Genomic DNA, 26,888 nt, shown 5'->3' with positions numbered 1-26,888 from the left:
TTGAGTTTGAATCTAAAAAGAGCGCTATTTAGCGCTCTTTTTTTGTTGCCATTTAAGTGAGTTGTTGGTGTCTCGACTATTACAGATGGTGTCGTTAGAACTCTCAATACCACCGAGTTTGGCAAGTCGGTCGTACAGTACAACATTGCAGGTTGCAGCTAGGTTCATACAGCCTATGGTTGGTACATAAACCACTTCATCACACCATTTCAGCACGTCTTTACTGACCGAGCCATCTTCAGGGCCAAACACATAAAATGCGTTTTCAGGGTGCTTAAATTCAGGCAGCGGCGTTGCACCTTCAACAAGCTCAATCACCACCGTTGTGGCACCTTCAGGCTTTGCTTGCTCTAGACTTTCAACTTGCGTGAGCGGAATATGCTCAAGCACATTTTTGGTATCAGTATGATACTTATTAGCGCGTAAATAGCGGCTACCAGTAAAAAACACCTGCTTGGCGTTGTAACAACCCGCGGCACGTAATACGCCACCCACATTGGTTGGGCTTTTTGGGTTTAACAGGCCAATGCTTGCTTTAAGGGCGCTCATTAATCAATGTCTCTGGTTGGCCACTCGGCCACGTAAAGGTCAAAGTCATCTAGGTCTACATCACAGTCTTTCACTGTTTTGTCACGCACAGAAATACCCAGCTGATGCATCATGTCTTTACTGCCACCGTTCAGTAACGGGTGCCAAGACGCAAGGCCACGGCCTTCGTAAAGGCGACGGTAGCTACAGCTTTGCGGCATAAAAAAGATATCTTTGAGGTTTTCTTTAGTGAGCTTCACACATGAAGGAACTAAAGTTTGGCGGTTAGCATATTCGCTACACCCACAGGTGTCGTTGTCTAGGTATTGGCAAACGATATTAGTGAAAATGAGTTCTTCACCCTCGCGAAGTTGATCCGTTGCGGTAAATTCATCTTCGTCTTCACTGTCGATAAATGTGTTTAAACAACATTTACCACAGCCGTCACAAATAGCTTCCCATTCGGGTTGTGACATTTGCTCAAGCGAGCGCTTAAGCCAAAATTGATCTTCTAACATGGTATTACTCAAAGCCCCTAAACAGCGCGCATTCTAGCGTAAAGCCAGCATGCGCGCAAAGTTTAGCGAGTTTGAGCTATTACTTTTGCTCGTTAACCCAACGCTTAATTTTCTCTTCAAGAATTGGCATCGGTAATGCGCCATCAATTAGCACTTGCGTATGGAAAGCTTTAATGTCGAACTTATCGCCTAGCTCTTTGCTCGCGTAGTCACGTAGTTCTTGAATTTTGAACTGACCTAACTTGTACGACAGCGCTTGGCCCGGCCATGCAATGTAACGCTCAACTTCGGCGATAATGTCGCTTTCGGCCATTGATGAGTTAGCCAACATGTAATCAATACCTTGTTGACGTGTCCAACCCTTTGCATGAAAACCAGTATCAAGCACTAAGCGCATTGCACGTAATTGTTCATCTGATAAACGGCCGTACCACATGTAAGGGTCGGTGAATAAGCCAAGCTCTTTACCTAAGCTTTCTGCATACAATGCCCAACCTTCTGCAAATACCGTGTAGCCACCAAATTTACGAAACAGTGGTAATCCTTCAATTTCTTGTTGCAAGGCAATTTGAAAGTGGTGACCCGGCGCTGCTTCGTGAATAGACAAGGTTTCAAGTAAAAACTTAGGCTGTGCTTTTAGGTTAAAGGTATTGATATAGAAAATACCTGGGCGCGAACCATCTGGCGCAGGCGACTGGTAAGATGCACCCGCAGCAGATTCAGCGCGGAAATCTTCAACTGCTTTTACAACGTATGGCGCTTTTGGCGCAATATCGAACATTTGCGGCAGCTTAGCATCAATCTTTTCTTTTACAGCTTCGTACGCGGCAATTAATTCTTCTGGCGTATCGTAGTAAAACTCATCTGAGGTTCTTAGGTGTTCAAAAAACGCTTTTAAATCGCCTTCGAAACCGACAGTCTCTTTGACTTTTTTCATCTCAGATAAAATACGCGACACTTCGCTTAAGCCAATGTCATGAATTTCATCGGCGTTTAGGCTCAGCGTTGTATGCTGTTTAATTTGATACTCATACCATGCTTTACCATTTGGTAGGTCGCTGTAACCAATGCTTTCACGGGCATTTGGAATATATTCATTCGCTAAAAAGTCAGCCATTTTTTGATACGCAGGAACTAAACGCTCGCTGATCATCGCCGTGTACGCGCTTGTTAGCTGTGCTTTTTGCTCGTCGCTGAAAGATTCAGGTAACTGAGCAATTGGCCCCCAGAATAATGACTCTTCTGGTTTTTCTACAATATGAGTTTGAAATTGCGGTAATAGTTTTTCAGCAAGCGGTTTAGGAAGAACCACTTTGTCTTTCATGCCTTGGCGCATTGATTGCTCAACACTGTCTAACCACGCGATAAAACCATCTGCTCGCTTTTCAAATGCTTGATAATCTTCAACCGTGTTAAAAGGTTGTGCACTTTGCCCAGAGCCTAAAGCAGCAAAAGTATTATGCGCCCCGCCCATTTGGTTAATTGGCATTAAGTAACTTGGAAACTGAGCGCCTTCGATCGCAAGGTCTAAATCGCGGGCTAGAATTTCGTAGCTCAATAATGACTGACCCTTTAATTGCGCTTTGTCGATATTTGCTAATTTATTTTGGTATTCTTTAACAAAATTAAGCCGCTCGTCGCGTTTGGCTTTACTAATGGGTGCAATAAATTGATCGTTAAATTCGCTACGGCCAATGTAAGTGCCGCTAACAGGGCTAAATTTTAAACCTGCTTCAAAGTAATCTGCTAGTAATAAATCAAGTTGCTCTGTGGCTGACGTTGCGCTTGGTGCTTGTTTGCTTACTGCCTGCGTTGTTTTTTCGTTGCTTGGCGTTGATTCATTACAACCAAGTAATGCAAACATCACTGCCGAACTAAGTAGTGCTAGTTTTACGTTTTTCATTCTTTCCCTGCCCTTATATTAAGTACGCGTAAATTATGAGGGTTTAGTTCCCTATTTAGCAAGTATCGCTGCAACTTATCGCAGTTTATTTACACTTTGTAAGCTGATTGCTAGAGTGGCGGCTCGACTTACCAATTTTGAATAAAAATGAAAAAGACAGCTCTTGCTATTAGCCTAGGCCTAGCTTGCCTAACCTCTTTAAATACCTACGCAACAACCTACTTATCGGCAAAAGCCATGGTAGATGCAAATTCAGGTAAACTGATTAAATCACCACTTATTAGTATAGATAATGGTCATATTACAGCTGTGCAAAGCAATAAACAGCCAAACTTAAAAGACGGCGATAAGCACATTCAATTACCAGAACTGACTTTGCTGCCGGGTTTAATGGATATGCATGTGCATTTAACGAGCGATCCTACCGTGCCGCGCAGTGAGCGAATTGGTCAATCGATTCCGCGTAAAGCAATTAAAGCGGCACACTTTGCCGAAAAAACACTGTATGCAGGTTTTACAACGCTGCGTAACTTAGGCGCAGAAGGCTACAGCGTGATTGCAGTACGCGATGGCATTAATGCAGGCGATATTATTGGCCCGCGTATTTGGGCGGCTGGCCCGTCTTTAGGTGTTACTGGCGGTCACTGTGATAACAACCGTTTACCACCAGAAATGAAATACACCGCCGAAGGTGTTGCTGATGGACCATGGGCAGTGCGCGCTAAAGTACGGGAAAACATTAAGTACGGTGCTAATGCTATTAAGTTTTGCGCTACAGGCGGGGTATTTTCAAAAGGCACAAAAGTCGGTATTCAACAATATAGCCAAGATGAAATGAACGCCATTGTTGACGAAGCTCATTTACGTGGCCTAACCGTTGCAGCCCATGCGCACGGTACCAGTGGTATTAAAGCGGCCATTGTTGCCGGTGTATACAGTGTTGAGCACGTTAGCTTTGTTGATGACGAAGCCATTAAACTTGCGAAAAAACACGGCACTTGGTTCTCAATGGATATTTACAACACTGAGTACACCCTTGCCTTTGGCGAACAAAACGGGGTTGCAGAAGAAAACCTCAACAAAGAACGCCAAGTATCTAAAAAGCAACGCGATAGCTTTAGCCGTGCAGTAAAAGCAGGTGTAAACATGGTATTTGGTACCGATGCAGCGATTTACCCTCATGGCGATAACGCAAAGCAGTTTTCGCGTATGGTTGAATTTGGTATGACACCGCTGCAAGCATTGCAGTCTGCCACCATCAATAGTGCCAAACTACTTAAAGCTGATAATCAACTTGGGCAAATCAAAAACGGTTTCTTAGCCGATATTATCGCCGTTAAAGGCAACCCGCTTGAAAACATTGCAGTACTTGAAGATGTACAATTTGTAATGAAAGACGGTAAAGTTTTTAAATAAGCCACAATGTTGGCTTTGCACTTGCAAAGCCAACCACACCTCATGTAACCATTTTGAAAACAAATTTACCAACAAAAAACACACCCGTTAAAAAAATGTATCTAGGTTAAAAAAATACTCATAATGGTTAAATAAAACTTGAAATGAAAATGTCTCGCATTATCATTGCCGAAAAATTTCGACAATTACCTATAATCATGACATATAAATATTCAATTTTAGCCCTAGCCTGCTTAAGCGCATTCAATGCAAACGCCAACAATTTAGACTCAGTTGAACGTATTACCGTTTACGACAAACAAAACCGTGTGGTACTTGAATCTGGCCTTGCCACAAAGTCAAATATGACCCTAATGGAAACACCTGCACCTGTTGTAGTTGTTGACCAAGAGCTTATCAACTCGCAAGGCGCAACTAACTTACAAGACTTAGTGCGTAACATCAGTGGTGTAACCCAAGCCGGTAACAACTATGGTATTGGCGATAACTTAGTGATCCGCGGTTTAGGCGCTAACTATACTTACGATGGCATGTATGGCGGTGCAGGCCTAGGTAACACCTTTAACCCTACACGCTCAATGACCAATGTTGAATCTGTAGAAGTACTTAAAGGCCCTGCAACAGGTTTATATGGTATGGGTAGCGCAGGTGGTGTTATCAACCTAATCGAGAAGAAACCACAATTTACTGAAAAACACACGGTAAATGCAGAGCTTGGTCAATGGGATAGCTATTCATTAGGCTTTGATAGCACAGCAGCATTAACCGACAACCTTGCTTATCGCGTTAACGCAAAAACCGCTCGCAGCGATGGCTACCGCGACTTAAAAGACGAGCGTGATGAAATTTATGGCGCGTTAAAATACGTATTAAGCGACAAACAAGACATCATGATTTCTGCCGCTTATATTAAAGATGCCATTGCCGTTGACTCAATTGGCCACCCTATTCGTATTTTTAACAGCGACTCAGTGAATGGCAAAACCGCAGGTGAAGTAACCGCCGCCGATTTAATTAACGACGCAACGGCACAAGGCCTGCAACTAACCGAACAGCAACGCCAACAATTAGCTGACTCACTGGCAGCAAATGATGGCCTAACACCTTACACCTTTGGTCATAACGGTATCATCTCGCCAATGGCAAATGATAACGAAGGCGAAGAGCTACGCTTTAAGTTAACCCATAACTACTTTATTACTGATAATTTATTTTTAAATCAGCAACTTCAATACCGTAATTACGAGTCGAGCTTTGCCCGCCAAACGGGTGCTTATAACTATGTTTATTGGAACCGTAATGGCGTGATCAATGCCGACCCGCGCGCTCCTTTAGTGGTTGATGACGTACTTTACCCATTTGCAGCGCGTCGTCAAGAATACCGCCAAGTAGAGGCTGACGAAAAATCATGGCAATACTTTGCTGATCTGCGTTATGACTTTAGCTTTGCCGGAATCGATAACGAACTACTTGTAAACGCCAACTACGAAGACCGCGATATTCGTTTTAAACAATACTCAATTTACGATGCCGACAAGGTCATTAAAAACAAAGATGGAGAGGTTATTTACCAAGGTCAATTACCTTACATTTTTGATATTCGTAACCCGAACTGGGGCGAAGGCAGCTTTTACGACTACGATCCGCTAAAAACCAGCGATTACAACAAAAAGGTTCAAGCTTGGGGTGTGGGTATTCAACATGTTGCCTATATTCACGACACTTTCACAACCCGTGTAGGTGTTGCGTTTAACCGTATTAAACAAAGCTACGAACACTTTGGTGTTGATGCGCGCTACCGCGCTAGTGCCGCCGAGCCAACACCAGAAGCAGATACATCAGACAGCGGTATGACCTACAACCTAGGTGCAACCTACAAACTTAGCGATGATATCTCGTTCTTTGTAAACCACTCTAAAGGCCGTACTGCCTACAGCGTACTTGGTAGTGTATCGGGTAACGAAGCAGACCGCGGTGACGCCGAGTCAGTCAGTAACGACATTGGTATGCGTGTAAAAGCCTTTGACGATCAACTACTGGCCTCACTTGTGGTATTTGATAGTGCCCGTACAAACCTTGAGTATGCCAACCCAGATTACGAAGCCGGTGTATCTGATGCCTCAGTACCAAAAAGCTTTTACGATGGTGAAGAGCAAACCAAAGGTGTTGAGCTTGATTTAAATGCCGATTTAAACGAGCAGTGGAAACTTAACGTAAACGCGGTGTATCAAGACGCGCGCGATAAGCAAAATCCAAATTCATCAAGCTTTGATTCTCGCCAAAAAGGTGTGCCTTATGTAACAGCAAGCAGCTGGTTAAGCTATGACGCTAAATGGTTTGATTTAGCCGAGCCACTGACAATTAGCGCAGGCGTACAATATGTTGATGACCGCAGCACAAACTCAACCTCGTTTGGTATACCTGATGGCTACGTACCAAGCTACACGGTTTACGACGCCGCCATTCAATACCAAACAGATGATTGGAAACTACAGTTAAACCTAAATAACTTGTTTAACAAAACCTATTACTCAAAAGCAATGTTCTTAGGCGGTATGCCAGGAGAAGAGCGTAATGCTAAATTAACCTTTAGCTACACACTTTAATTGTGAAATAGATAGCAAAAAGCGCGGCTTATTTGGGTCGCGCTTTTTGTTTTATTTAGTAAGAGTGCGTTTGAGTAGTGGCTTGTTATTGGACAAAAACACGTTAGAGTATTTATCAGTAACGTCGCCAGCAGGGGCCGAAAAACCAGAGCGAAAGCGGCGGTTTTTTGGTCCCTCTGGCTGGCCTTGTTATAAATCACCTTGTGCCTCTATACACGACTTCTCCTTCATTTATTCCAAGATCGTTACGCATGGCATTTAGCATAGAGTCAGCTTTTTCTCTCATCTGCTCCCATGTCGCTTGCTTGCCCTCGTAAAGTAATGGAATAAAGAAATCGATCATCTCATTGTATTTATCCAGCACTTCTTGGCAGGAAACTAACGATATGTAGCCATAAGCTTTATTTCGATTTAGGGCGAAGGAATGCTCAACGTCTGCACTAATAGACTCTTGCGTTGATGTGGCAACTGCCTCTAGTTCTCTAAGAATTTCTGAAACTATATGAATCACATCCTTGTAGATAGCCAATTTATCAAAGTGACGATTCAACTCTTTTTGCTTCAAGGTATCTATTTGAGCTTTCAAGTCCTCTAGGGCTGCCTCATTCTTAGCCTTTAGTTTTTGGAGGCTCTCCTCATGCTTGGCTCTTTCATTTTGCAGCATGCGCTTTGCCCATAAGCTTCCAAGCCAATGGGAGAATGCGGCAAGCAACAATGCACCACCACCCAGTGATGCGATTATTGCAGCTGCTATTTTAAAGATTTCTTCGATGCTCATAGTGATTTATAACGCCCGCCTAACACGCAATGTGTTGGCGTGGCTTTTTGCGTTGTTTGCCAAAACCATGACAACTTAACATTGTCGGAGTTTAGGCGCTTGTTATGTAACGTTACCATGAAAAATGACTTACGGCTTCTTTGTACGATGCTAACGCTTTATATATAGCAAGTTTTACTCTTAATTTTTTGTAAAACACTTGATAGCAAAATACAGGTAAAAACCACACAACGAACAGTAGAATTTGAATAAAGAGCAGCACAAATACAAGTTCGTTGTAAATACCATCGAGTAAAAAGAAGATTAAAACAAGGAGATTAAGTCCAACAAAAAGCCAGATGCCCCAACGAGCATCTTTTATGAGTTCTCTTAATTCTGTGGTTTTACTCGGAGCTTTCATATTCTCTAGTTACATAACGCCCCAAGCAGGGGCAATAACACGTAGGCTATAATACGGAACGAAGTGACGGAAGCCTACGTGTTAGTGTCCCGCTGACTTGGTTTGTTAGGTATTGCATGGTTCCCGGTTTATATTGATGCCTTTTTCTAATAATTCAGAAACCGCAGCGTTATCTAGAATCTCCATGTTGTTTATTGGTGTAATACCATCCTGTGATATGACTCCTGCCTCGGTTGGGCAAGCAGACCAACTAGTTGAGTTTGTAAATGTGTAGGTTTTTCCATTTTCGGGTGTAAACAGGTGCTTAGACATACACTTATATCCATTTACTGGATGAATTAAACCAAAAGCTAAAAAAATGGGATTATCTGCCTTAACTTTAATTGTCGCTGGATTGCCCAATGGTAAAGCCGTTGAAATTTGTAAATCCCCAACGTAACCAAATGTAGTTTTACCGCTATCTTTTTGCTGGCAACGTTCATAGATAATTGCGGTATGAGGATGTGGTTGGAATCCGAAACCATCTGTTTTCTTGGTGGTTTCAAGACTTAAATACGCTACCGGACCATCTTTAGGTTCCTGATATTTGTTTGGTTGACCTGAAAAAGTAATGTTATTTTCAGTGCTTGCACACCCAATTAAGCCAATGCAGCAAAGTGCGCTTATATATGTTTTCATTCGAACTCCGAAGTTAAACGCAATACCTAACATGTTTATAGCGAGCTAATCGCGCGTTTTTCTACCACAACGTAGCTCGTTTTTCTTATTAGATTATTTTTAACAAACTTGCTAACTAATTGCCAGTGTTATTAAAATTTAGAAGTTCTCGCTTTTACCTCAGGATAAAAACGAGCGATTGGGTCGTTTTCTTGACTATGCGAGCAATAGACTTTGACGAAATAGAAAAGCAATTGTGAAAGGCCGAAGTTCGCTCTTTTGAGTAATTCACCTTAACACGTTTTGGGGCAATAACGAGTTACATTTCCCTACTTTTACAAATATAACAACTGCCAGCTTCGATTGAATCACTCAACCAAACCTGACAGCGTTAACTGACTCAGCTTAAAGCGTCATCACGATTCGGCCTGTGATATCGCCTTTTAACATGTCGTCAAAAATATCGTTGATATCTTCTAGGCGTTTTTCTTCAATAATGGCTTTAACTTTACCTTTGGCTGCAAAGTCGAGGCATTCTTGTAAGTCTTTACGCGTACCAACGATTGAGCCTACAACAGACACACCATTTAATACGGTGTCGAAAATTGGCAATGGCATATCTTCGGGTGGTAAACCTACAAGCACGCATTTACCGCCACGGCGCACGCTTTTATAAGCTTGCTCAAAACCTGGTTTTGATACGGCCGTACACACAACGCCATGTGCCCCGCCTACTTGTTCAAAAATGGTTTCTGAAGGCACTTGCTTCATAAAATCTATGGTGATGTCTGCGCCAAGCTCTTTGGCTAGTGCCAACTTGCTCTCGCCGGTATCAACGGCAATCACATTAAAACCCATTGCTTTTGCGTATTGCACTGCTAAGTGCCCAAGGCCTCCAACACCAACAATTGCAACCCAGTCGCCCGCTTTGGCATCAGTCACTTTAAGCGCTTTATAGGTTGTAACCCCCGCACAAAATAGTGGTGCGGCTTCTGCAAACCCTAATCCTTCAGGAATTTTAACCACGAAATCACCATGGGCTACACAATACTCAGCGTAACCTCCATCAACTGAATACCCAGTGTTGTGCTGCTCAAGGCATAAGGTTTCTTTACCTTCTAAACAAAACTCACAATGACCACAGGCGCTATATAACCAAGGAACACCGACACGGTCTCCTACTGATAAGTGCTTAATGTTTGCGCCTACTTTTTCGATAGTACCTACCCCTTCATGGCCCGGTACTAATGGCATTTTTGGTTTGACTGGCCAATCTCCATGACAAGCATGTAAATCTGTGTGGCACACTCCACATGCGGCAATTTTAACTAGCACATCGTTAATTCCCACCTCTGGGCATGGGATACCTTCGATTGTTAATTTACCTTTGTACTCTTTATTTACTGCAGCTTTCATAACCTTCCTCCATGGTATTATTGGATTTCAGCCTATACGATAAACTTATTAACTGTCACTATTATTGATCCACATCAAATAGCTAATCACTGCGGCATTTAAATAAACCACACTTTAAATTCAATAACTTAAATTTAAAGTTGGGCGCATCTACACTTTAGTAGTAGCAGATTGCATAGTGGCTATTTCTTTTAGTTATACCCCGAGCGTGCTAGCATTTAATTTCTGAAATTTTTGAATACTAAAAATTATGAGCCTATCTGAAAAAAACTTAGCTTTTGTTATGCACTGCGGTGAAATGGGTAGCCGTTGGGGCTTTAACCGCACCATTGGTCAAATGTGTGGATTATTAACCATTACTAAAGAGCCAATGACCGCCAATGAAATTGCCGATACCTTAAGTATCTCGCGCGGAAACGTTAGTATGGGCATTAAAGAGCTACAGTCTTGGCGCTTAATTAAAGTGCACCATATTCCGGGCGACCGTAAAGAATACTACGGCCCTGCTGGCAGCATTTGGGATATGGCCAACCGCGTATTCGAAGAGCGAAAAAAACGCGAGATAGACCCAACCCTTAGCCTGCTTCGCGATAACATTTTAGAAGAAGCCCACACTGATGATGAGCGCTTTGCTCAGCAACAAATGCAAGAAATTCACGACCTGCTCGAAACCGTAACCAAATGGTCTGCAGAGCTACAACGCTTAAGCCCTGAACAACTTCAAAGCCTAATGAAACTAGGCTCTGGCATTGGTAAAGTGCTTGATTTTAAAGATAAGATTTTGAAAAAACCGGGGAAAGGGGATTAAGTTAGCGAGTTGCTAGGGGAAAGTTTGTAGGAGGCGTTTCAACGCCGAATGTTTGAGGTTCACGGCTGAAGCCGTTCCTACGGGACTCACCGTAGGCGTGAAACTTGTTTCGCGCGCTCTCTTGTAGATACCATCTCTCACAACCAGCTTCAAGTTGAAGTTTAAGTAACTTGAGGCTGATATTCGGTTTGATTTTTTACAACGCCAAAGCATATTTGCATTAGCTTTCGCATGTTCGCACCTATTACCTGCATCATGGTTTTGCCTCGCTTTAATAGTGTCTCTTTTTGTTGCATAACACTCTTGTTGTATCGTCCAGCAACAACGGCTGCCATATAAAGTTTGGCTCGCAATCGGGATGGTCCCGTTTTACTCAAAGTCGTGCGTCCTTTAAGTTTGCCTGATTCGTGAAATTTTGGAATTAACCCGCTGTAAGCACCGACTTGCTTTGCATTTTTAAATGTTTTGGCAGCAAAAAGGTAAGTCAGCTCTCGCGATAATACGGAGCCTATCCCAGGAATACTCTCTAAAAGCTTTCGATTATTCTTTAATTTTGGGTGACCGTTAATATGGTTATCAATATCTTTTTTAAGCTTTTCTATTTCCGATTTAAGCGCTCGAATCATCTCTTTTAAAGACGCTAAAACTCGCTCTGAAGACAGGCTGAATTCACTTGAGTCTAAGCGGTTTAACTCTCTTTGATAATCTGATTCCAGCGCATCTAAGCGCCGTAATAAAGCTTTGAGCTCCCGAACTTCAACGGCTTCTGGTAACCAGAGTTGCAAGTTACTTTGCTGCGCGTAACCATAGCTGGCTAACATACAAGCATCGGATTTATCCGTTTTATGCGTTAAATTGATGGCCTCTGCATATTTCTTAGCATTGCCTGTATTAACCAAATAAACCTTAAACCCCTTATCGTGTAATAAATACATCAGTGATTCATGATAAACCCCTGTAGGTTCAAGTATTATAACGATATTCTCTGGCGCTGCTTTGATATTGTTGAGTAGCCATTCAGCCAGCGCTTCATGACCTGCTTGTTTATTCTTAAATACTTTCGTTTTGCGCTTGTTGGTAGTCGCATCTCTTAGCCAGCAAACGTCAAATTTGTTTTTACTAACATCTATACCTGTAAAATGCATCATCTCGATAGACTCCCCTTGTACATACAGCGTCAACTTATAAAGTGCGCTTGGATACCATTCAGTTTATTGAGTGAAAGAAGTCAGGGTTTAATCTACAAAACAGCATACATTTGCTAAGGTCGTGCTCAAACTCACTGACTTCTTGATGTATTAATTGGTAGCTAACCATTTAATACTGAGAGATACAAGGCCGTGCTTTAGCGCGTTTTGAATGGATAGTCATAACTACTCTTGCCTTTGCTATACTAATAATTAAGCGTTTATTTACGTTCTGACTTAAATGGATATTAAGCTATGTATAAAGAGACAGAAATAAATTACTCGTTAATTATTATTTTATTAGTAATTAGTGCCTTTATAATTTTCTCGCCTGAACTGGCTGACCTCAAAATAATTATATTATCGATAAACCTGCTTGTTACTTTGCTGTTCTTTTCGCTCACAATCGTAATAGATGAGCAAAAGCTACGTTGGTATTTTGGGTTTGGGATTATTAGCAAAGATGTTGAATTATCTCAGATTGTAGAAACCTCAGCTTACAAAACAAAGTGGTATCAAGGAATTGGCATTCGTATGCTAAATGATGGCTGGTTATACAATGCGTCAGTTGGACAAGCGATTAAAATAACTTTAGCTGACGGAAAAAACATATACCTCGGCTGTAAAGACGCTGGTGCACTGCAACAAGCACTCAAGGTAAAGGTTTAAAAATTGTATCGAAGGGAAAGTTACAGGAGTAAAGTTAGCAAGTATAGTTTAATAAATTTGTATTTTTCCTCTTAAGCGCAGCGTCTCTTGGCCTCTTTGTGAGTAATTCACTTAGAGATCTTTTGCAGTAGTAATATTTAACATAAAAAGCGCGAGATAAACTCGCGCTTTATGCAAATCCCCTAGTACCTAGTACCTAGTTACCTAGGCTCTAGTATCTAATTACTTAATCGCTGGGTAACCGATGCGATCTGATAAGTAACCAACACTGGTTGCAAAGTAATACGAGCGATTCCAGTGCATAAGTGCTTTATAGTTATCGTAGGCTAGATACATACGGCCGTTTACGTCATCTGGCATTACCATTGCGGCGGTAACATCAACGTTTGGTAGGTCGCTACCATCCATTTTACGAACACCTATTGCTTGCCAATCAGCAAGGCTGCGCTCTGAATCTTTCCAATACTCTAACCATTGGCTGCGCGTTTTAGTGCCACGCTTAAGAATATTTGCGTTATCAAAGCCTTCAGGTAGTTTAACTTGGCGGCCCCAGGTTAAATCATCGTTCCAACCTGCTTGCTTAAGGTAGTTAGCAATTGAAGCAAAGGCGTCTTCTTCTGTAGTCCAAATGTCTTTGCGGCCATCACCGTTGTAATCAACAGCGTAAGCGTTAAATGAAGTTGGCATAAACTGCGTTTGCCCCATTGCACCAGCCCATGAGCCTTTGAACTTATCTAGGGTAATGTGACCCTCTTTTAAGATATCAAGCGCTGCCCAAAGTTGGTTTTTATACATGGTTTCGCGGCGACCATCAAAAGCAAGTGTAACTAATGATGCAATGACACTGTGCCCACCTTGGATTTTACCAAAGTTACTTTCAAGGCCCCAAAGTGCAACAATAAAGCGTGCTTGAACGCCGTATTCTTTAGCGACTTTTTCAAGAACGTCTTGATTTTCTTTGTATAGCTTACGCGCGCGGTCAATTTTCCATTGCGGCACACGTTTTGGTAAATAAGTTTCGAGGGTTTCTTTTACTTCAGGCTGATTTTTATCAGCTGAGATCACTTTCTTTTTGAATTTAGCTGTTGCAAGTGCTTGGTCAACTAAGGCTTCATCATAGCCTTTTTCAAGTGCTTCTTTTTTTAATGCTGCAACGTAAACGTCAAAATCAGCTTGTGTCTTTTGTTCTGCCAATACTGAAGTACTTAGTGAAGCACTGAGTAAAATGACGGCAAGTTTTTTAATCACTCTCAACTCCCTTGTCTTTTTTAAATTGGGTTAACAGATTTTCTTCCGGCGGAGGTAATTGCAAGTAGAACCCTTGGTCAATTAACGCTTGCTTAACCGCGTCTAAGTCTGCCACACCTAACTTTTCGCGGCTTGATAGATTAATCATCATCACGTACTTAGGTTGACCAAACGTTTCTAGTAATGGTTCAGGTACGCGTGAGAAATCATCTCTTTTTTCTACAAAAAGGTATGTATCCGCTTTTTTAATACTTTTATACACCGCAGTTAGCATTATGGCCCTATAATATCTTGCTTAACGAAGGCGCACACTATAACATGAGTGATATAATAAGTTAGAAAAAATAGATTAGATTTTTACTGTATATGCCTTGTTCAGCCTGTGTTTATACTTAAGTAATGCTAATCCAGACAATTCAATTGAGCGTGTATGTCGGAACAAATTTTTGAATTAAAAGGGAACCTTTTTACGTTATCTGTTTTACATTTATTTTCAGCAGATACAGCCCTTTTAAGTAAGCAGTTAGATGAGAAAATCGCCCAAGCACCTAAGTTCTTTGCCGGTGCGCCTATCGTAATCAACTTAAGCGACGTACAAGATGAAGCGCTTGATTTCTCTTTCTTAAAATCAATGTTAAGCGGTCTTTCGTTAAACCCAGTTGGGGTTTGTAATGGCTCTCAAGAGCAAAACGAAAGCGCAAAAGCTGCGGGCCTGTCGGTGTTAAATTATTCACAAGACGTTAAGGGTGCAACCGCTAAACAACAAACAAATACATCTATCGTTGAAAAAACCGTTCACCTGCCTGCGCAAGTTATTCATGGCACTGTACGTTCGGGCCAGCAAGTGTATGCAAAAGACCGCGACCTAATCGTAATTGGTGCTGTAAGTCATGGCGCCGAAGTGATTAGCGATGGCAACGTGCACATTTATGGCACCCTTCGCGGCCGTGCAATTGCAGGGGCTAAAGGTTACAACGAAGCAAATATATTTTGCCAAAAATTAGAAGCAGAACTTGTTTCGATTAATGGTAGTTATTGGATCAGCGACTCTCTACAAGGTGAACACTGGGGCAGCGCAGTACAAATCCAACAAAAAAATGATTCATTAGAAATTTCAGCTTTGGTTAAAGGATAAATCTCATGGCAAAAGTGATTGTCGTTACTTCTGGTAAAGGTGGTGTTGGTAAAACCACATCGAGTGCTGCGATTGGCACAGGTTTAGCGCTTAAAGGCTTTAAAACCGTTATTATCGACTTTGATATTGGTCTACGTAATCTTGACCTTATCATGGGTTGTGAACGCCGTGTTGTTTATGATTTCGTAAACGTAATCAATGGCGAAGCTAACCTAAATCAAGCACTTATTAAAGATAAGCGCGTAGATAAGCTACATATTTTACCTGCCTCACAAACCCGTGATAAAGACGCCCTAACCCGTGACGGTGTTGAGCGCGTACTAAACGAGCTGAAAAAAGATTTTGATTACATTGTGTGTGATTCTCCAGCGGGTATCGAAGCTGGTGCAATGATGGCAATGTACTTCGCTGATGAAGCGATTGTAACAACGAACCCAGAAGTATCATCAGTACGTGACTCTGACCGTATTCTTGGCATTTTACACAGCAAATCAAAACGTGCTGAAGAAGGCCTTGAAAGCGTAAAAGAACATCTACTATTAACTCGCTATAATCCTGAGCGTGTTGAAAAAGGCGAAATGCTTTCAGTAGAAGACGTACAAGAAATCTTAGCGATTAAACTACTGGGCGTTATTCCTGAATCACAAGCTGTACTTAGTGCATCGAACTCTGGTCAACCGGTTATCCTTGATGGTGAATCGGATGCAGGCCAAGCATACACAGATGCAATCAATCGTTTATTAGGCGAAACTGTTGATTTTCGTTTCTTAGACGTAGAGAAAAAAGGCTTATTTAAACGGATTTTTGGAGGTTAATGTGTCTTTACTTGACTACTTCCGCTCAGAAAAGAAAAGCAGTGCGTCATTAGCAAAAGAGCGATTGCAGATCATTGTCGCGCACGAACGTTCACAGCGTGGTACACCAGATTACTTACCACAGCTAAAACAAGACATCCTTGATGTTATTCGTAAATACGTGAATGTAAACACTGATGCAGTTCAGGTGCAGTTTGATCAAAACGAAGATGACTTAGCCGTACTTGAGCTAAACGTCACCTTACCTGACGAAGAAAAGAAATAGTCAAAATTGGGCGCTTAGTTTTTAACAGCGCCCTTTTTTATTTCTGCCACTGCATATGAAACTCATAGTCGTCTTCGCCTAGAGTTTTAAACCCTGCCCGTTGATATAGCCCATACGCTGGATTCGCTTTTAGCACCGTTAAATTAATCTCTGCTGTTTGTGCTTTGAGTGCATCTAACACCTTAGTGCCTAACCCTTTGCCCTGCTCTTTAGGTGCAATTTGAAGCTGTAATAAACTGATTGCTTGGTCCATCACAATGAATTTGGCTGCGCCTACACATTGCCCATCATTTAACACTAAATTACTGTGCTCAAAGTGCTCTGCTACTCTTGCTTGATGCTGCTCAAGTGATAAAAATAACCCCTGATTTTCTAAGTGCTCAACCATGGTATTTAATCTTAAGTCCAGTAAATAGGCTTTGTCTTGCTCTGTAGCTGCTACAAATTCAATCATTATTGTCTTAAAAAAGAAAAAGGTACTTTAATAAAAGTACCTTTTTAGGTTGCAACAAACAACATCTCTTGGGTTAGAAATTATAATTTGCGCCTAGGTAAAAACGGCGCCCCGAATATTGGTTATAGGTAAAGCGATTGCTTTGTTTCCAGTATCCTTCTTCTATTTCTTCAGTTAGGTTCACCACTGAGGCGGTAAACGAAAGATCCTCTGTTAGGTTATACGATGCATTCACATCTAGCTGACCATAGTCTTTGGTATACAAGTTGTAGCCTTGGTGAATACCGTTGGCACGGTCATCTTTCCAGTTATATGACGCACGAACACTAAAGTCGTCATTCTCAAAGTACACAGACACATTATATTGGTGCTTAGCGGTGCCTGGTATTTCTGCCTCTGTTTTTTGCCCGTCTGTCGAGACTTCGCTAGTGCTGGTATCTGTGTAGGTATAGTTAGTTAAAATACCAAATCCATTATCATATGAGTGCTGGAAGAACAGCTCTAAACCTTCTGATTTTGCATCACCACCACCTACTTTGGTGTTCATTTCGACCTCAATTGGGCCGTTACAGCAATCGTGTTCACGCTCTACAATTTCTACTGTCGAGATTGGTAAGTTAGAAATATCTTTAGAGAATAACGTGGCACCTAGTGCAGAACCATCGCCGTAATACCACTCAATACCTAAATCGAATTGGTCAGATAACATAGGTTCAAGGCCTGTGTTTACCGAGGTACCATTACCACGGCCTGTCCATGAATCTGGCGAGTTAATATTAACTGGAGGACCGTAAGACTCTGCTTGGCTTAAGTCTGAATAGCTCACTCTTGCCATGGTGCGTGCTGCGGCAAAGCGCACCACAAGATCTTCGGTTGCATCCCATGCAATGTTAAAGCTTGGTAGTACTTCACTGCCATCGCTGCTGCGCTCGTTTGGATCCGTGTCGTCATCGTCTTGACCAATGACATCATCGTAGGTCAAGGTGCTTAGCTCTGTATTTACATAGCGCACACCGACATTACCGCGGAAATCTTGCCATTCAAAATCAGCTTGTGTGTAAACAGACCAAATTTTCTCTTCTAGGGTATAGGTACCCGAAAGTGTTGGCACTACAGTCTGGCTAAAGTTTTCTTTTAAGTAGTTATCAAGGGCTCCAAAATCGAACGCTAAGAAGTTAAATGCGCCTGTATCACCCGCGCTGTTATCAACTACATGGTCGCTTACCAATGTTGGTGCATCTGGGTGAAAATCTGGATTATGGAACCACTCAGTCCCTGGTAAGTAACCGCGGTAACCGCCGTTGTCAGCGATGCCGTCATCCCAACGAAAGTCGTTACGAATACCTTTAATTTCGTGGTCGCGGTATTTAGCACCTACATATACACGGGTGAAAAAACTGCCATCAAGGTCAAATTTCACATCTGTTTGAATGTAATCTTCAGAGTCTTCGTTTTCAGATGAGTAAGAGTCAAACCAATCATAATACTGGTATGCTTCTTTATCGGTGGCTAAATCAGTCGACACTTCGTAGCTTGGTTTACCGTTTTCAATTGACCATAACCAGCTATTTACTGAGCCTAAACGCGCATCAATATTGGCGTAGGTTTCTTTTGAGGTACCGCCTTCAGCTTCAGTATGACCAAGTTTTACTGTAATGCTGTAAGTATCGCCATAATAAGTGCCTTCAAAATCATAGGTATTTGATTTTGACTCGCCAAAACGCTCACGCCCTGTTAACTGCGGCGACAATAAGCCACGACGAACAGCCACACCACCATTTACATCGGCATCACCCCAGTTATTATCATTAAGTAAACCATTATCGCCATTACCATAGGCAACCACAGTATCGCCATCAAGCACAATGCCGTAATACGGGTTGTGGTTATCGTTCCACTCGGCAAAGGTAATGCTTTGCCCTGTTTGGTCGTAGCCTAACTTGGCACCAAAATAGTTAAAGTTTAAATCAAGTCTGTCACTCGGTGCCCACTGCACAGCCACTTGATACCCATCGCGTGTACGGTCTTGGTTTGAGTTATTAACACTCATCGCACGAGGCGCCCATACATTGTTGTACACTTCGCCAGTGGCTTGGTCTACCAGAGCTGGGCGCTCTGCCCCTTCAACGGTATCTGAGTGAAAACGCCAGTGTGATGCGTTGTTAGTGATGGTTGTTACGGTGCGATCTTGACGAGTAAAACCGGCCAATACACCAAAGTTTTCGTCGTCATTTTTCCATGAATACAGCACATTAACTTGCGGCTTAGTGTCTTCAGACACATCATCGTAAGTCACCTCGGCACTTAACGCCCCTGAATTTGCTTCCATCTCGAGCGGTTTACGGGTGTGTAGAATAACCGTACCACCAATACCGCCTTCATCGATGCGTGCTTCTGCACTTTTGTACACTTCTACACTTTTGATCATGCTTGAAGGCAATAACGTGTAATTAAAACTACGGGTAGGAGTACCAGAACCTGATGAAGCAATATAGTTACCGTTTAATTGGGTGAGAGTCCAATCCGGTGACGTACCACGAATACTCACGCGGCTACCTTCGCCACCGTCGCGGTCAATCAAAACGCCCGATACACGTTGCAAAGAATCAGCGACATTTTTATCAGGAAACTTACCAATATCCTCTGCGGTAATTGCATCAACGGTAGCTGTTGAAAGCCGTTTTATTGCTAAGTTTTCTGCAGTTGAAGAACGAATACCTCGTACTTCAATCACTTCTACATCTTCATTTACTTGCTCTGCTGCGTAACTTGTATTGATTGCCGCCAGTAGCGAAATCAAAATTGCATTTCGCTTAAAATGCCTTCCCTGCCCTTTTGTTTTTATTACAGTTTGCTTGCCCATGCCTATCTCCAGTTGTGTGTTCTGTTTTGTTTAAGAGCCTTTAATACCAACCCGCAATAATACTTAGTCATTTTGAGGGATTAAACCTGTCGCTAACTGCGTTAAAAATTTCTGATTTAGAACAACTAAATAACGAAATTTTTGCCTTGTTATCAACAAGGTTTTCTTGCCTCAAAATAGACCATTTAATTAAGCGAATTGGTATAACCTCTCAAAAAACGATTTATTGTTGTCGGTTTTTAAACTGATTATCGGTAGTTAACAGCTTGTTAAACTCAAACTCAGAATAGGGTGAGCGGTCAAAAAGTGATAATAAAAATTCGGTGAGAGATATGACAAAATCGGCGTTTGGAATATTTTATATTCATTTTTATAATTTCTGCTTTATAGTTAGGCCTGTCGTTGCAAAGCTAGTTCACTCATCAACACAGACTTAGTTAAAATAGTAACTAATTGATAGTAAACACCAAATTATTTTTCATTACAATTTTAAGTTTACGTTAAATTAATTAACTAATGAGTAGGTGTAATAGATATGGTAAAAACACGTCCATGAACAATGGTAAATTTCTTGAAGTATGCCTCAACGAAGGGTGCTTAAAGCAGCTTGTTAACAACATTTCAATGGCTAGTAACTTAGGCGCAAAACGCTTTGAATTATGCAGTAATTTACACCTAGGAGGCTTAACACCAAGTGTTAATGCGATTGACTGTGCTGTTAAAAACCTGACTAATAGTGCAGAGTTAATGGTGATGATACGCCCCGAAGCAGGCAACTTTTTCGTTAGTGCTGAGTGTCACCAAGTTATGCAAAAACAAATAACAATGGCAGCGAACGCGGGAGCGCATGGCGTGGTATTTGGTGCAGTTAAAAACGGCGAACTTGATTTAAAAGTGACCCGCTCTTTAGTTGCCACAGCCAAACAGCATGGCCTAATGGTGACCTTTCACCGTGCATTCGATACCCTTACAAACCCGTTAAGCGCACTTGAGAAACTGATTAGCTTAGAGGTTGACCGCATCTTAACAGCAGGCACGCCATGGCAAAGCGGTCAAAGTGCTGTAGATGGTCTAAATCAGCTCAACACATACTTAGTGCACAGCGCTAATCAGATAGAAATTGTTATGGGTGGTGGCGTTACTTTAGAAAACGCGGCAACACTTTGGCAATTAATAAAAAACCATTCAGCAAAAGCGGCTGTGCATGTACACTCATGCGTTCACAACGAAAATGGTGCAATTAATGCTGAGGCTATCAATAAGCTACTTTCAAAGGATTAAACATGGCAACGTATTTTTTAGGTATTGATGGCGGTGGCAGTAAGTGTAAAGTTCGTTTAGAAAACGAAAACGGCTCATTGCTGAGTGAAGCCATAAGTGGTTCAGCAAATGTGGCCACCAGCTGCCAACAAAGCCAAGAGTCAATACTGCACGCCACTGAACATGCATTTCATGAAGCTGGGCTTGCCTTAAGCGAGCTGAAAAACACCTATGTGCATGCAGGGCTTGCCGGAGCTAATATCGACTCTGCCTATCAAGCTATGACCAAGTGGCAGCACCCTTTTGCCAAGTTTACCCTGTCAACAGATATGCTGATTGCCTGTAAAGGCGCGCATCAACACCATGATGGCGCAGTGATTATTCTGGGCACGGGCTTTTGTGCGGGTTACCAGCAGCAAAACCAATTTAGCGAATTAGGTGGTTACGGGTTATTACTGAGCGATGGTGCCAGTGGGGGTTGGTTAGGTTTACAACTTTGCCGTAAGGCATTTGCAGTACTTGATGGTGTTGCTCAAAGTTCTGCAGCAATAAATACCCTACTCACCCAGCTTAACTGCGACTCAAGCCAAGCGTTAAGTCAGCGTTTAATATCAGCGCGCCCTGCAGAGCTTGCCAAATTTGCGCCACTCGTTTTTAGCCATTCTGACGATGCTTTTTGTCAGCAATTAATCAATGAAGCGTACGCATACATTACCCGCTATATCACTTACTTTGAAAAACAAGGTATTAAAAAAGTCAGCTTGATGGGCGGCATTGCCAGTGCCATCACGCCTTACTTACCTGATGCCAGTAAAGCGCATTTAACCCCCGCCCTTGCCAGTGCAGAGCAAGGGGCTATTTTAATGGCGAGAGAGGCAATTTAATCACCTAATTGCGAGCGCATTTGTGAGGGAATTTCACCAAACAAACGCCGAAATTGTTTGCTGAAGTAACTTGGCTCAGAAAACCCGCACTGGTAGGCCACTTGTGAAATGGGCAGTTGCGTTTCAATTAGCAGCTTACGGGCATTTTCAAGACGCACTTCGTTAATAAATTGATTAGGTGTTTTCGCTAAGTGCTTTTTAAAGCGGCGCTCTAAAGCACTTACCGACAAGTGTGCAAGCTCTGCTAATTCATCAATGCTGATCTGACGATGATAATGCTCGCGAATAAATTTTACCGGCTCTTCAATTGCCCTTACATGAGAAAGCGCTTTTGAGGTTTTTTGTAGATGTCGGGTCACTCCATAAGTGCCTATCACATTGCCATCGTGATCTTTTAAAGCATGCTTTGATGTAGAAAACCAACCAAGCTCACCTTGTTGGGTTTGGTTAAGCTCTAAACGGTCAGTCACTATATAGCCTTCCATCACTCGTTTATCGTCATTGACGTATTGAAACGCGAGGTGCTTTGGCGAAAAATCGAAGTCTGTTTTTAGCAATATTTGCTCCAGTGTTTTATAACCCTGATGCTCAATAAAATGCTGATTACAATGCAAGATTCTACTATCTGTGTCTTTTACCCAAAAGAGGATGTCTGGCAGTAAATCAAATGCAGCAATTAGCTGATTTACGCCAGCTTTTTTTATTATTTCTTGAATATCCATCGCTTAATTTTGTCTCAATAAAGAACAGCCCTATATATTTTAAACGCCGATTTTGTTGCATTGTCAACCGAATTTTTATTAACGCTTATTGGTTAAGCTTTCCTATTATCAATAACATGATATTAACAGTAGCAAACGCTATTTAAATTAGGAGCGCTTAAGATGAGCAAAGCTAAGATCCGCATGGCAATGGTAGGCGGTGGCGATGGTGCCTTCATTGGCGCTATTCATCGAATTGCAGCGCGATTAGACGGAATGATTGAGCTTGTTGCAGGCGCATTCAGTTCAGACGCAAACAAATGTAAAACAACTGGCGAATTACTTGGGCTTGATAGCAGCCGCTGCTACGACAGTTACCAAACGCTATTTACCGAAGAAGCAAAATTACCTGCTGATGAGCGTATTGATTTTGTGGCTATTGTTACGCCAAACCACTTACATTTTCCGGTCGCGAAAATGGCGCTTGAACATGGTTTTCATGTGCTCTCAGATAAACCTGCAACGCTTACTCTCGCAGAAGCAGAGCAATTACAAAGCATTATTGCAAAACAGCAGGTTTTATATGGCTTAACCCACACTTACACCGGTTACCCTATGGTCAAAGAAGCCAAGCATCGCGTAAAAGCAGGCGAGCTCGGCAGCATACGTAAAGTCATTGTTGAGTACACTCAAGGCTGGTTAGCGCACAGCGAAGACGAAGGTTCAAAGCAAGCAAGCTGGCGTTTAGACACCAGTAAGTCTGGCATTAGTTGTTGTATGGGCGACATTGGCGTGCATGCAGCTAACTTAGCCGAGTATGTTTCTGATCTCGAAATCACCGAGCTTTGCGCCGATTTAAATCATGTGGTTGAAGGCCGAGCCCTTGATGATGATGGCACTGTGCTTCTTAGATTCAATAATGGTTGTAAAGGCGTTTTACTGGCAAGCCAAATTGCTATTGGCGATGAGAACAACTTACGCCTGCGTGTTTATGGCGATAAAGCCAGTCTTGAATGGTCGCAACTTGAGCCAAATAGCTTATGGCTACGAGGCCACAATCAAGCCGCAACATTACTTAGAGCGGGCGTAGGTGAATTACACCCTGACACGCAAAATGCCCTGCGCGCCCCTGCCGGCCACCCAGAAGGTTACCTTGAAGCATTTGCCAATATTTACCGCAATTTTGCAGCGCAGATCCACGCATTTAAGCAAGGCGATAACGCAACAAATTCAGCATTTGATGTACCAGGCATCAATGAGGCTGTGCGTGGCATGGCGTTTATTGAGCATGTTGTTGCTTCATCGAAGCAAGATACTAAATGGCACAAATTACAGATTGGATAAAAAAGAATGAATAAAATCAAAGGGCCAGCAATATTTTTGGCGCAGTTTATTTCAGATCAAGCCCCTTTCAATAGCTTTCGTGGTTTATGTGAGTGGGTAAGTGGTTTAGGTTACAAAGCGATTCAAGTGCCAACCTCAAACCCGACTATTTTTGATTTAGAAAAAGCAGCTCAAAGCCAGCATTACTGCGATGAAGTCACTGGTATTGCCACAGAGTATGGACTTACAATTTCAGAGTTATCAACACATTTGCAAGGCCAGTTAATTGCTGTGCACCCTGCCTACGATGAAATGTTCGAAAACTTTGCCGCAGAGCATGTAAAAGGTAACCCTGCAGCGCGAACAAAGTGGGCAACAGAGCAACTGATGATGGCTGCTAAAGCAAGTAAAAACCTTGGCTTAACAACCCATGCGACATTCTCGGGTTCTTTTTTATGGCATACCTTTTACCCGTGGCCACAGCGTCCACAAGGACTTGTTGAACAAGGTTTTAGTGAACTTGCTAAGCGTTGGTTACCTATTTTAGATTGCTTTGACGAGCATGGCGTGGACGTGTGTTATGAATTGCATCCGGGTGAAGACCTACATGATGGTGTGACATTTGAGCGCTTTTTAGCAGCAACCAATAATCACCCACGCGTTAATATTCTTTATGATCCGAGCCATTTTGTATTGCAACAGCTCGACTATTTAGCGTTTATCGATATTTATCATTCGCGCATTAAGGCGTTTCATGTCAAAGATGCCGAATTTATCGCAAATGGCCGTTCAGGTGTTTATGGTGGATTTCAAAACTGGCAAGACCGACCAGGGCGTTTTCGTTCTTTAGGTGATGGCCAAGTAGATTTTAAGCAAATCTTCAGCAAGTTAACTCAATATGGTTTTGATGGTTGGGCTGTACTTGAATGGGAATGTTGCTTAAAGCACCCAGAAGATGGGGCAAGAGAAGGCGCTGAGTTTATTAAAGCACATTTAATAAACCCAACAGACAAAGCCTTTGACGATTTTGCCAGTGGCGCAACAAACACTGAGCGTAATAATCGAATTTTAGGTTTATAAAACCGACAACAATAGAACACACAGGACACACAATATGGACAACAATAATTATAACCGCATTGTCTTTCGGCTTTGCTGTATAGCACTGATTGTGACCTCTATGACCTTTGCCATTCGTGCTGGTATTTTGGGTCAACTTGGCAGTGAGTTTGGCTTAACCGACACCGAATTAGGTTGGGTTAATGCCATGGCATTTTTAGGCTTTCCGGTTGCGACTATGGTCGGCGGTATTATTTATAATGCCATTGGCGCTAAGAAATTAGTGGCGTTAGCCTTTATCTGTCATTTACTTGGCCTTGTTTTGACCATAACAGCTGATGGTTTTTGGGGCTTACTGGTTTCTACCTTTTTAATTGGTTTTGCCAACGGCGCTGTTGAAGCTGGCTGTAACCCGCTGATTGCAGAAATGTACCCTAAAAACACCACCACTATGCTAAACCGTTTTCATGTTTGGTTCCCAGGTGGCATTGTGATTGGCGCACTTGCGTCGAACTTTATGTCGGGAGCGGGTTTAAACTGGCAATGGCAAGTAGCGTTAATTTTAGTTCCTACGGTTATCTATGGCGCTATGCTGATCAAAGCACAATTCCCACGCTTTGATACACGCACTCACTCTACCAGCAGCAATATTCGCCACTTATTTACGCCGTTATACATCTTTTTAATTGCCTGCATGACGTTTACCGCAACCACTGAATTTGGCACACAACAATGGATTGAGCGTATTTTAGGTTCATCGGGTGCCTCTCCTATGGTGGTATTAGCCTTGATCACTGGCCTAATGGCGGTTGGTCGCTTCTTTGCAGGCCCTATAGTGCATAAGCTCAACCCTACCGGTGTATTACTTGGCTCTGCCATTTGTGCAAGCTTAGGTATCTTCATGATGAGCCAAGCCGAGGGCAGCATGATTTATATAGCGGCCATATTATTTGCTCTTGGGGTTACCTACTTTTGGCCGACCATGCTTGGCTGCGTTGCTGAATACATTCCAAAGTCAGGGGCGCTGGGTATGTCGTTAATGGGCGGTGCAGGCATGTTTGCAATGAGCATCTGGAACCCTGTAATTGGTAGCTGGATAGATACGGCACGCTCATCGGCACAGGCAAGTGGCGCAAGCGCTGAACAAATTGAAATTTTAGCCGGACAGGCTGTATTACAAAACCTACTGATCTTCCCAATTATTTTAATCGTCGCATTCATTGGGTTGCATTTGGTAATTAATAACAACAAACGCACCGAAAAATGTGCGTCTTAAGCAAGTAAATCGTCGAGGAACACACAATGTTTAAATCTCTTAAAGCACTGACTTTAATGATCACCGTTAGTAGCTGTGCACTCGCTAATGCGGCTGACAATCAGCTTACACAACAAGAAAAGCAAACTGGCTGGCAGTTGTTGTTTGACGGCAAAGATATGTCGCAATGGCGTAATTTTAAAAGCGAATCTTTAAATCCTGCATGGGTCGTTGAAGATGGCGCTATGACATTAACCAAAGGTGGTGACGACCTGCTTACTAAAAAGCAGTACCAAAACTTTGAATTACAGATCGATTGGAAAATCTCTACCAAAGGCAATAGCGGTATTTTTGTATTAGCAGATGAAACCGGACAGATGATTTACTCTCATGCGCCTGAAATTCAAATTATCGATAACGAAGAACACCCAGATACCGAAATTGACTCGCACTTAGCGGGGTCAATTTACGATTTATTTGCAGCCCCAGTTGCGGCTCACAAACCAGCAAATAGCTGGAACCATGTACGCATTAAAATGCAAGACAACCACTTACAAGTTTGGCAAAACGGTATTAGCACCACCAGCATTGTGATTGGCAGCACAACATGGAACACCCTTGTTAAAGGCAGTAAGTTTGCAACTTGGAAAGACTTTGCAACGGCTGAACAAGGTCATATCGGGCTTCAAGACCATGGTGACAAAGTGTGGTTTAAAAATATAAAAATCAAGGAGCTATAA

General features: G+C 42.4%; 25 protein-coding genes. 13 read left to right on the top strand and 12 right to left on the bottom strand.

The features are described 5' to 3' along the window. Window positions 1–24: 24 nt before the first annotated feature. The 3 genes from IMPJCBKJ_RS15035 to IMPJCBKJ_RS15025 all read right to left on the bottom strand — a co-directional run bounded on the left by IMPJCBKJ_RS15035 (window position 25) and on the right by IMPJCBKJ_RS15025 (window position 2,949). Complete coding sequence (locus tag IMPJCBKJ_RS15035; protein ID WP_054552060.1) at window positions 25–549, bottom strand: RNA methyltransferase; 525 nt, start codon at window positions 547–549, stop codon at window positions 25–27. Continuing rightward, window positions 549–1,046 (bottom strand): YcgN family cysteine cluster protein, encoded by a 498-nt coding sequence (locus IMPJCBKJ_RS15030; RefSeq protein ID WP_138616689.1) that lies wholly within the window; start codon window positions 1,044–1,046, stop codon window positions 549–551. Before IMPJCBKJ_RS15030 ends, IMPJCBKJ_RS15035 begins: the two co-directional genes overlap by 1 nt. A 79-nt stretch (window positions 1,047–1,125) precedes the next feature. Next, entirely contained in the window at window positions 1,126–2,949 is a 1,824-nt protein-coding gene (locus IMPJCBKJ_RS15025; protein ID WP_166340865.1) for a DUF885 domain-containing protein, read from the bottom strand. Window positions 2,950–3,096: 147 nt separating this feature from the next. Between IMPJCBKJ_RS15025 and IMPJCBKJ_RS15020 the strand changes: the two genes are divergently transcribed. Beyond that, window positions 3,097–4,365, top strand: coding sequence for an amidohydrolase family protein (locus tag IMPJCBKJ_RS15020; RefSeq protein ID WP_166340864.1), 1,269 nt, complete (start codon window positions 3,097–3,099; stop codon window positions 4,363–4,365). A gap of 194 nt (window positions 4,366–4,559) precedes the next feature. Next, window positions 4,560–6,971, top strand: coding sequence for a TonB-dependent receptor (locus tag IMPJCBKJ_RS15015; RefSeq protein ID WP_166341038.1), 2,412 nt, complete (start codon window positions 4,560–4,562; stop codon window positions 6,969–6,971). Between the two features lie 196 nt (window positions 6,972–7,167). On the opposite strand, the gene IMPJCBKJ_RS15010 is transcribed toward IMPJCBKJ_RS15015, so the two are convergent. The 3 genes from IMPJCBKJ_RS15010 to adhP all read right to left on the bottom strand — a co-directional run bounded on the left by IMPJCBKJ_RS15010 (window position 7,168) and on the right by adhP (window position 10,222). Continuing rightward, window positions 7,168–7,749: a hypothetical protein gene (locus tag IMPJCBKJ_RS15010; RefSeq protein ID WP_138558702.1), complete on the bottom strand. Its 582-nt coding sequence runs from the start codon at window positions 7,747–7,749 to the stop codon at window positions 7,168–7,170. A gap of 505 nt (window positions 7,750–8,254) precedes the next feature. Further along, window positions 8,255–8,827 (bottom strand): hypothetical protein, encoded by a 573-nt coding sequence (locus tag IMPJCBKJ_RS15005; protein ID WP_166340863.1) that lies wholly within the window; start codon window positions 8,825–8,827, stop codon window positions 8,255–8,257. 384 nt (window positions 8,828–9,211) lie between these two features. Then, window positions 9,212–10,222: an alcohol dehydrogenase AdhP gene (gene adhP / locus IMPJCBKJ_RS15000; protein WP_166340862.1), complete on the bottom strand. Its 1,011-nt coding sequence runs from the start codon at window positions 10,220–10,222 to the stop codon at window positions 9,212–9,214. A gap of 250 nt (window positions 10,223–10,472) precedes the next feature. Here adhP and IMPJCBKJ_RS14995 point away from each other — a divergent pair, with 250 nt between their 5' ends. Continuing rightward, the gene (locus IMPJCBKJ_RS14995; protein ID WP_166340861.1) at window positions 10,473–11,030 is read left to right on the top strand and encodes a MarR family transcriptional regulator; all 558 of its coding nucleotides are present in this window, start codon (window positions 10,473–10,475) and stop codon (window positions 11,028–11,030) included. A gap of 161 nt (window positions 11,031–11,191) precedes the next feature. Here the strand turns inward: IMPJCBKJ_RS14995 and IMPJCBKJ_RS14990 are convergent, their stop codons facing one another. Further along, entirely contained in the window at window positions 11,192–12,175 is a 984-nt protein-coding gene (locus tag IMPJCBKJ_RS14990; protein WP_206004281.1) for an IS110 family transposase, read from the bottom strand. A 297-nt stretch (window positions 12,176–12,472) separates the two neighbouring features. Here IMPJCBKJ_RS14990 and IMPJCBKJ_RS14985 point away from each other — a divergent pair, with 297 nt between their 5' ends. Beyond that, window positions 12,473–12,886, top strand: coding sequence for a hypothetical protein (locus tag IMPJCBKJ_RS14985; RefSeq protein WP_166340859.1), 414 nt, complete (start codon window positions 12,473–12,475; stop codon window positions 12,884–12,886). A 222-nt stretch (window positions 12,887–13,108) separates the two neighbouring features. Here the strand turns inward: IMPJCBKJ_RS14985 and IMPJCBKJ_RS14980 are convergent, their stop codons facing one another. Continuing rightward, on the bottom strand, window positions 13,109–14,134 hold the full coding sequence (locus IMPJCBKJ_RS14980) for a lytic murein transglycosylase (protein ID WP_166340858.1): 1,026 nt from the start codon (window positions 14,132–14,134) through the stop codon (window positions 13,109–13,111). After that, complete coding sequence (locus IMPJCBKJ_RS14975) at window positions 14,127–14,408, bottom strand: YcgL domain-containing protein (protein ID WP_166340857.1); 282 nt, start codon at window positions 14,406–14,408, stop codon at window positions 14,127–14,129. The genes IMPJCBKJ_RS14980 and IMPJCBKJ_RS14975 overlap by 8 nt, the downstream gene beginning before the upstream one ends. Window positions 14,409–14,564: 156 nt before the next feature. On the opposite strand from IMPJCBKJ_RS14975, the gene minC reads away from it, so the two are divergent. From minC to minE, 3 genes are read left to right on the top strand one after another with little or no spacing between them, the layout of a single operon-like run. Next, window positions 14,565–15,269, top strand: coding sequence for a septum site-determining protein MinC (gene minC, locus IMPJCBKJ_RS14970; RefSeq protein WP_054552049.1), 705 nt, complete (start codon window positions 14,565–14,567; stop codon window positions 15,267–15,269). 5 nt (window positions 15,270–15,274) lie between these two features. After that, on the top strand, window positions 15,275–16,084 hold the full coding sequence (minD, locus tag IMPJCBKJ_RS14965) for a septum site-determining protein MinD (protein ID WP_054552048.1): 810 nt from the start codon (window positions 15,275–15,277) through the stop codon (window positions 16,082–16,084). A 1-nt stretch (window position 16,085) separates the two neighbouring features. Next, complete coding sequence (minE, locus tag IMPJCBKJ_RS14960) at window positions 16,086–16,349, top strand: cell division topological specificity factor MinE (RefSeq protein ID WP_054552047.1); 264 nt, start codon at window positions 16,086–16,088, stop codon at window positions 16,347–16,349. A gap of 37 nt (window positions 16,350–16,386) precedes the next feature. On the opposite strand, the gene IMPJCBKJ_RS14955 is transcribed toward minE, so the two are convergent. Continuing rightward, window positions 16,387–16,803, bottom strand: coding sequence for a GNAT family N-acetyltransferase (locus IMPJCBKJ_RS14955; protein WP_166340856.1), 417 nt, complete (start codon window positions 16,801–16,803; stop codon window positions 16,387–16,389). 73 nt (window positions 16,804–16,876) lie between these two features. After that, window positions 16,877–19,666 carry a TonB-dependent receptor gene (locus tag IMPJCBKJ_RS14950; RefSeq protein WP_166340855.1) on the bottom strand — a complete coding sequence of 930 codons (2,790 nt, stop codon included), beginning with the start codon at window positions 19,664–19,666 and terminating at the stop codon, window positions 16,877–16,879. A gap of 552 nt (window positions 19,667–20,218) precedes the next feature. On the opposite strand from IMPJCBKJ_RS14950, the gene IMPJCBKJ_RS14945 reads away from it, so the two are divergent. After that, the gene (locus IMPJCBKJ_RS14945; protein WP_166340854.1) at window positions 20,219–20,947 is read left to right on the top strand and encodes a copper homeostasis protein CutC; all 729 of its coding nucleotides are present in this window, start codon (window positions 20,219–20,221) and stop codon (window positions 20,945–20,947) included. A 2-nt stretch (window positions 20,948–20,949) separates the two neighbouring features. Further along, the gene (locus IMPJCBKJ_RS14940) at window positions 20,950–21,810 is read left to right on the top strand and encodes a BadF/BadG/BcrA/BcrD ATPase family protein (protein WP_166340853.1); all 861 of its coding nucleotides are present in this window, start codon (window positions 20,950–20,952) and stop codon (window positions 21,808–21,810) included. Here the strand turns inward: IMPJCBKJ_RS14940 and IMPJCBKJ_RS14935 are convergent. Continuing rightward, entirely contained in the window at window positions 21,807–22,532 is a 726-nt protein-coding gene (locus tag IMPJCBKJ_RS14935; RefSeq protein ID WP_054552042.1) for an AraC family transcriptional regulator, read from the bottom strand. The genes IMPJCBKJ_RS14940 and IMPJCBKJ_RS14935 overlap by 4 nt on opposite strands. A 162-nt stretch (window positions 22,533–22,694) precedes the next feature. On the opposite strand from IMPJCBKJ_RS14935, the gene IMPJCBKJ_RS14930 reads away from it, so the two are divergent. The 4 genes from IMPJCBKJ_RS14930 to IMPJCBKJ_RS14915 are packed head-to-tail and all read left to right on the top strand — an operon-like array spanning window position 22,695 to window position 26,888. Then, window positions 22,695–23,855 (top strand): Gfo/Idh/MocA family oxidoreductase, encoded by a 1,161-nt coding sequence (locus tag IMPJCBKJ_RS14930; protein WP_166340852.1) that lies wholly within the window; start codon window positions 22,695–22,697, stop codon window positions 23,853–23,855. Window positions 23,856–23,861: 6 nt separating this feature from the next. Next, on the top strand, window positions 23,862–24,914 hold the full coding sequence (locus tag IMPJCBKJ_RS14925) for a sugar phosphate isomerase/epimerase (protein ID WP_166340851.1): 1,053 nt from the start codon (window positions 23,862–23,864) through the stop codon (window positions 24,912–24,914). A gap of 34 nt (window positions 24,915–24,948) precedes the next feature. Beyond that, entirely contained in the window at window positions 24,949–26,169 is a 1,221-nt protein-coding gene (locus IMPJCBKJ_RS14920; RefSeq protein ID WP_166340850.1) for an MFS transporter, read from the top strand. 26 nt (window positions 26,170–26,195) lie between these two features. Next, complete coding sequence (locus IMPJCBKJ_RS14915; RefSeq protein WP_166340849.1) at window positions 26,196–26,888, top strand: DUF1080 domain-containing protein; 693 nt, start codon at window positions 26,196–26,198, stop codon at window positions 26,886–26,888.

This window comes from Pseudoalteromonas sp. MB47 (assembly GCF_011319765.1).
GTDB lineage: Bacteria > Pseudomonadota > Gammaproteobacteria > Enterobacterales > Alteromonadaceae > Pseudoalteromonas > Pseudoalteromonas simplex.
Note: the sequence above shows the minus strand (reverse complement) of the source record. Positions and strands in the feature narration are given on the sequence as shown.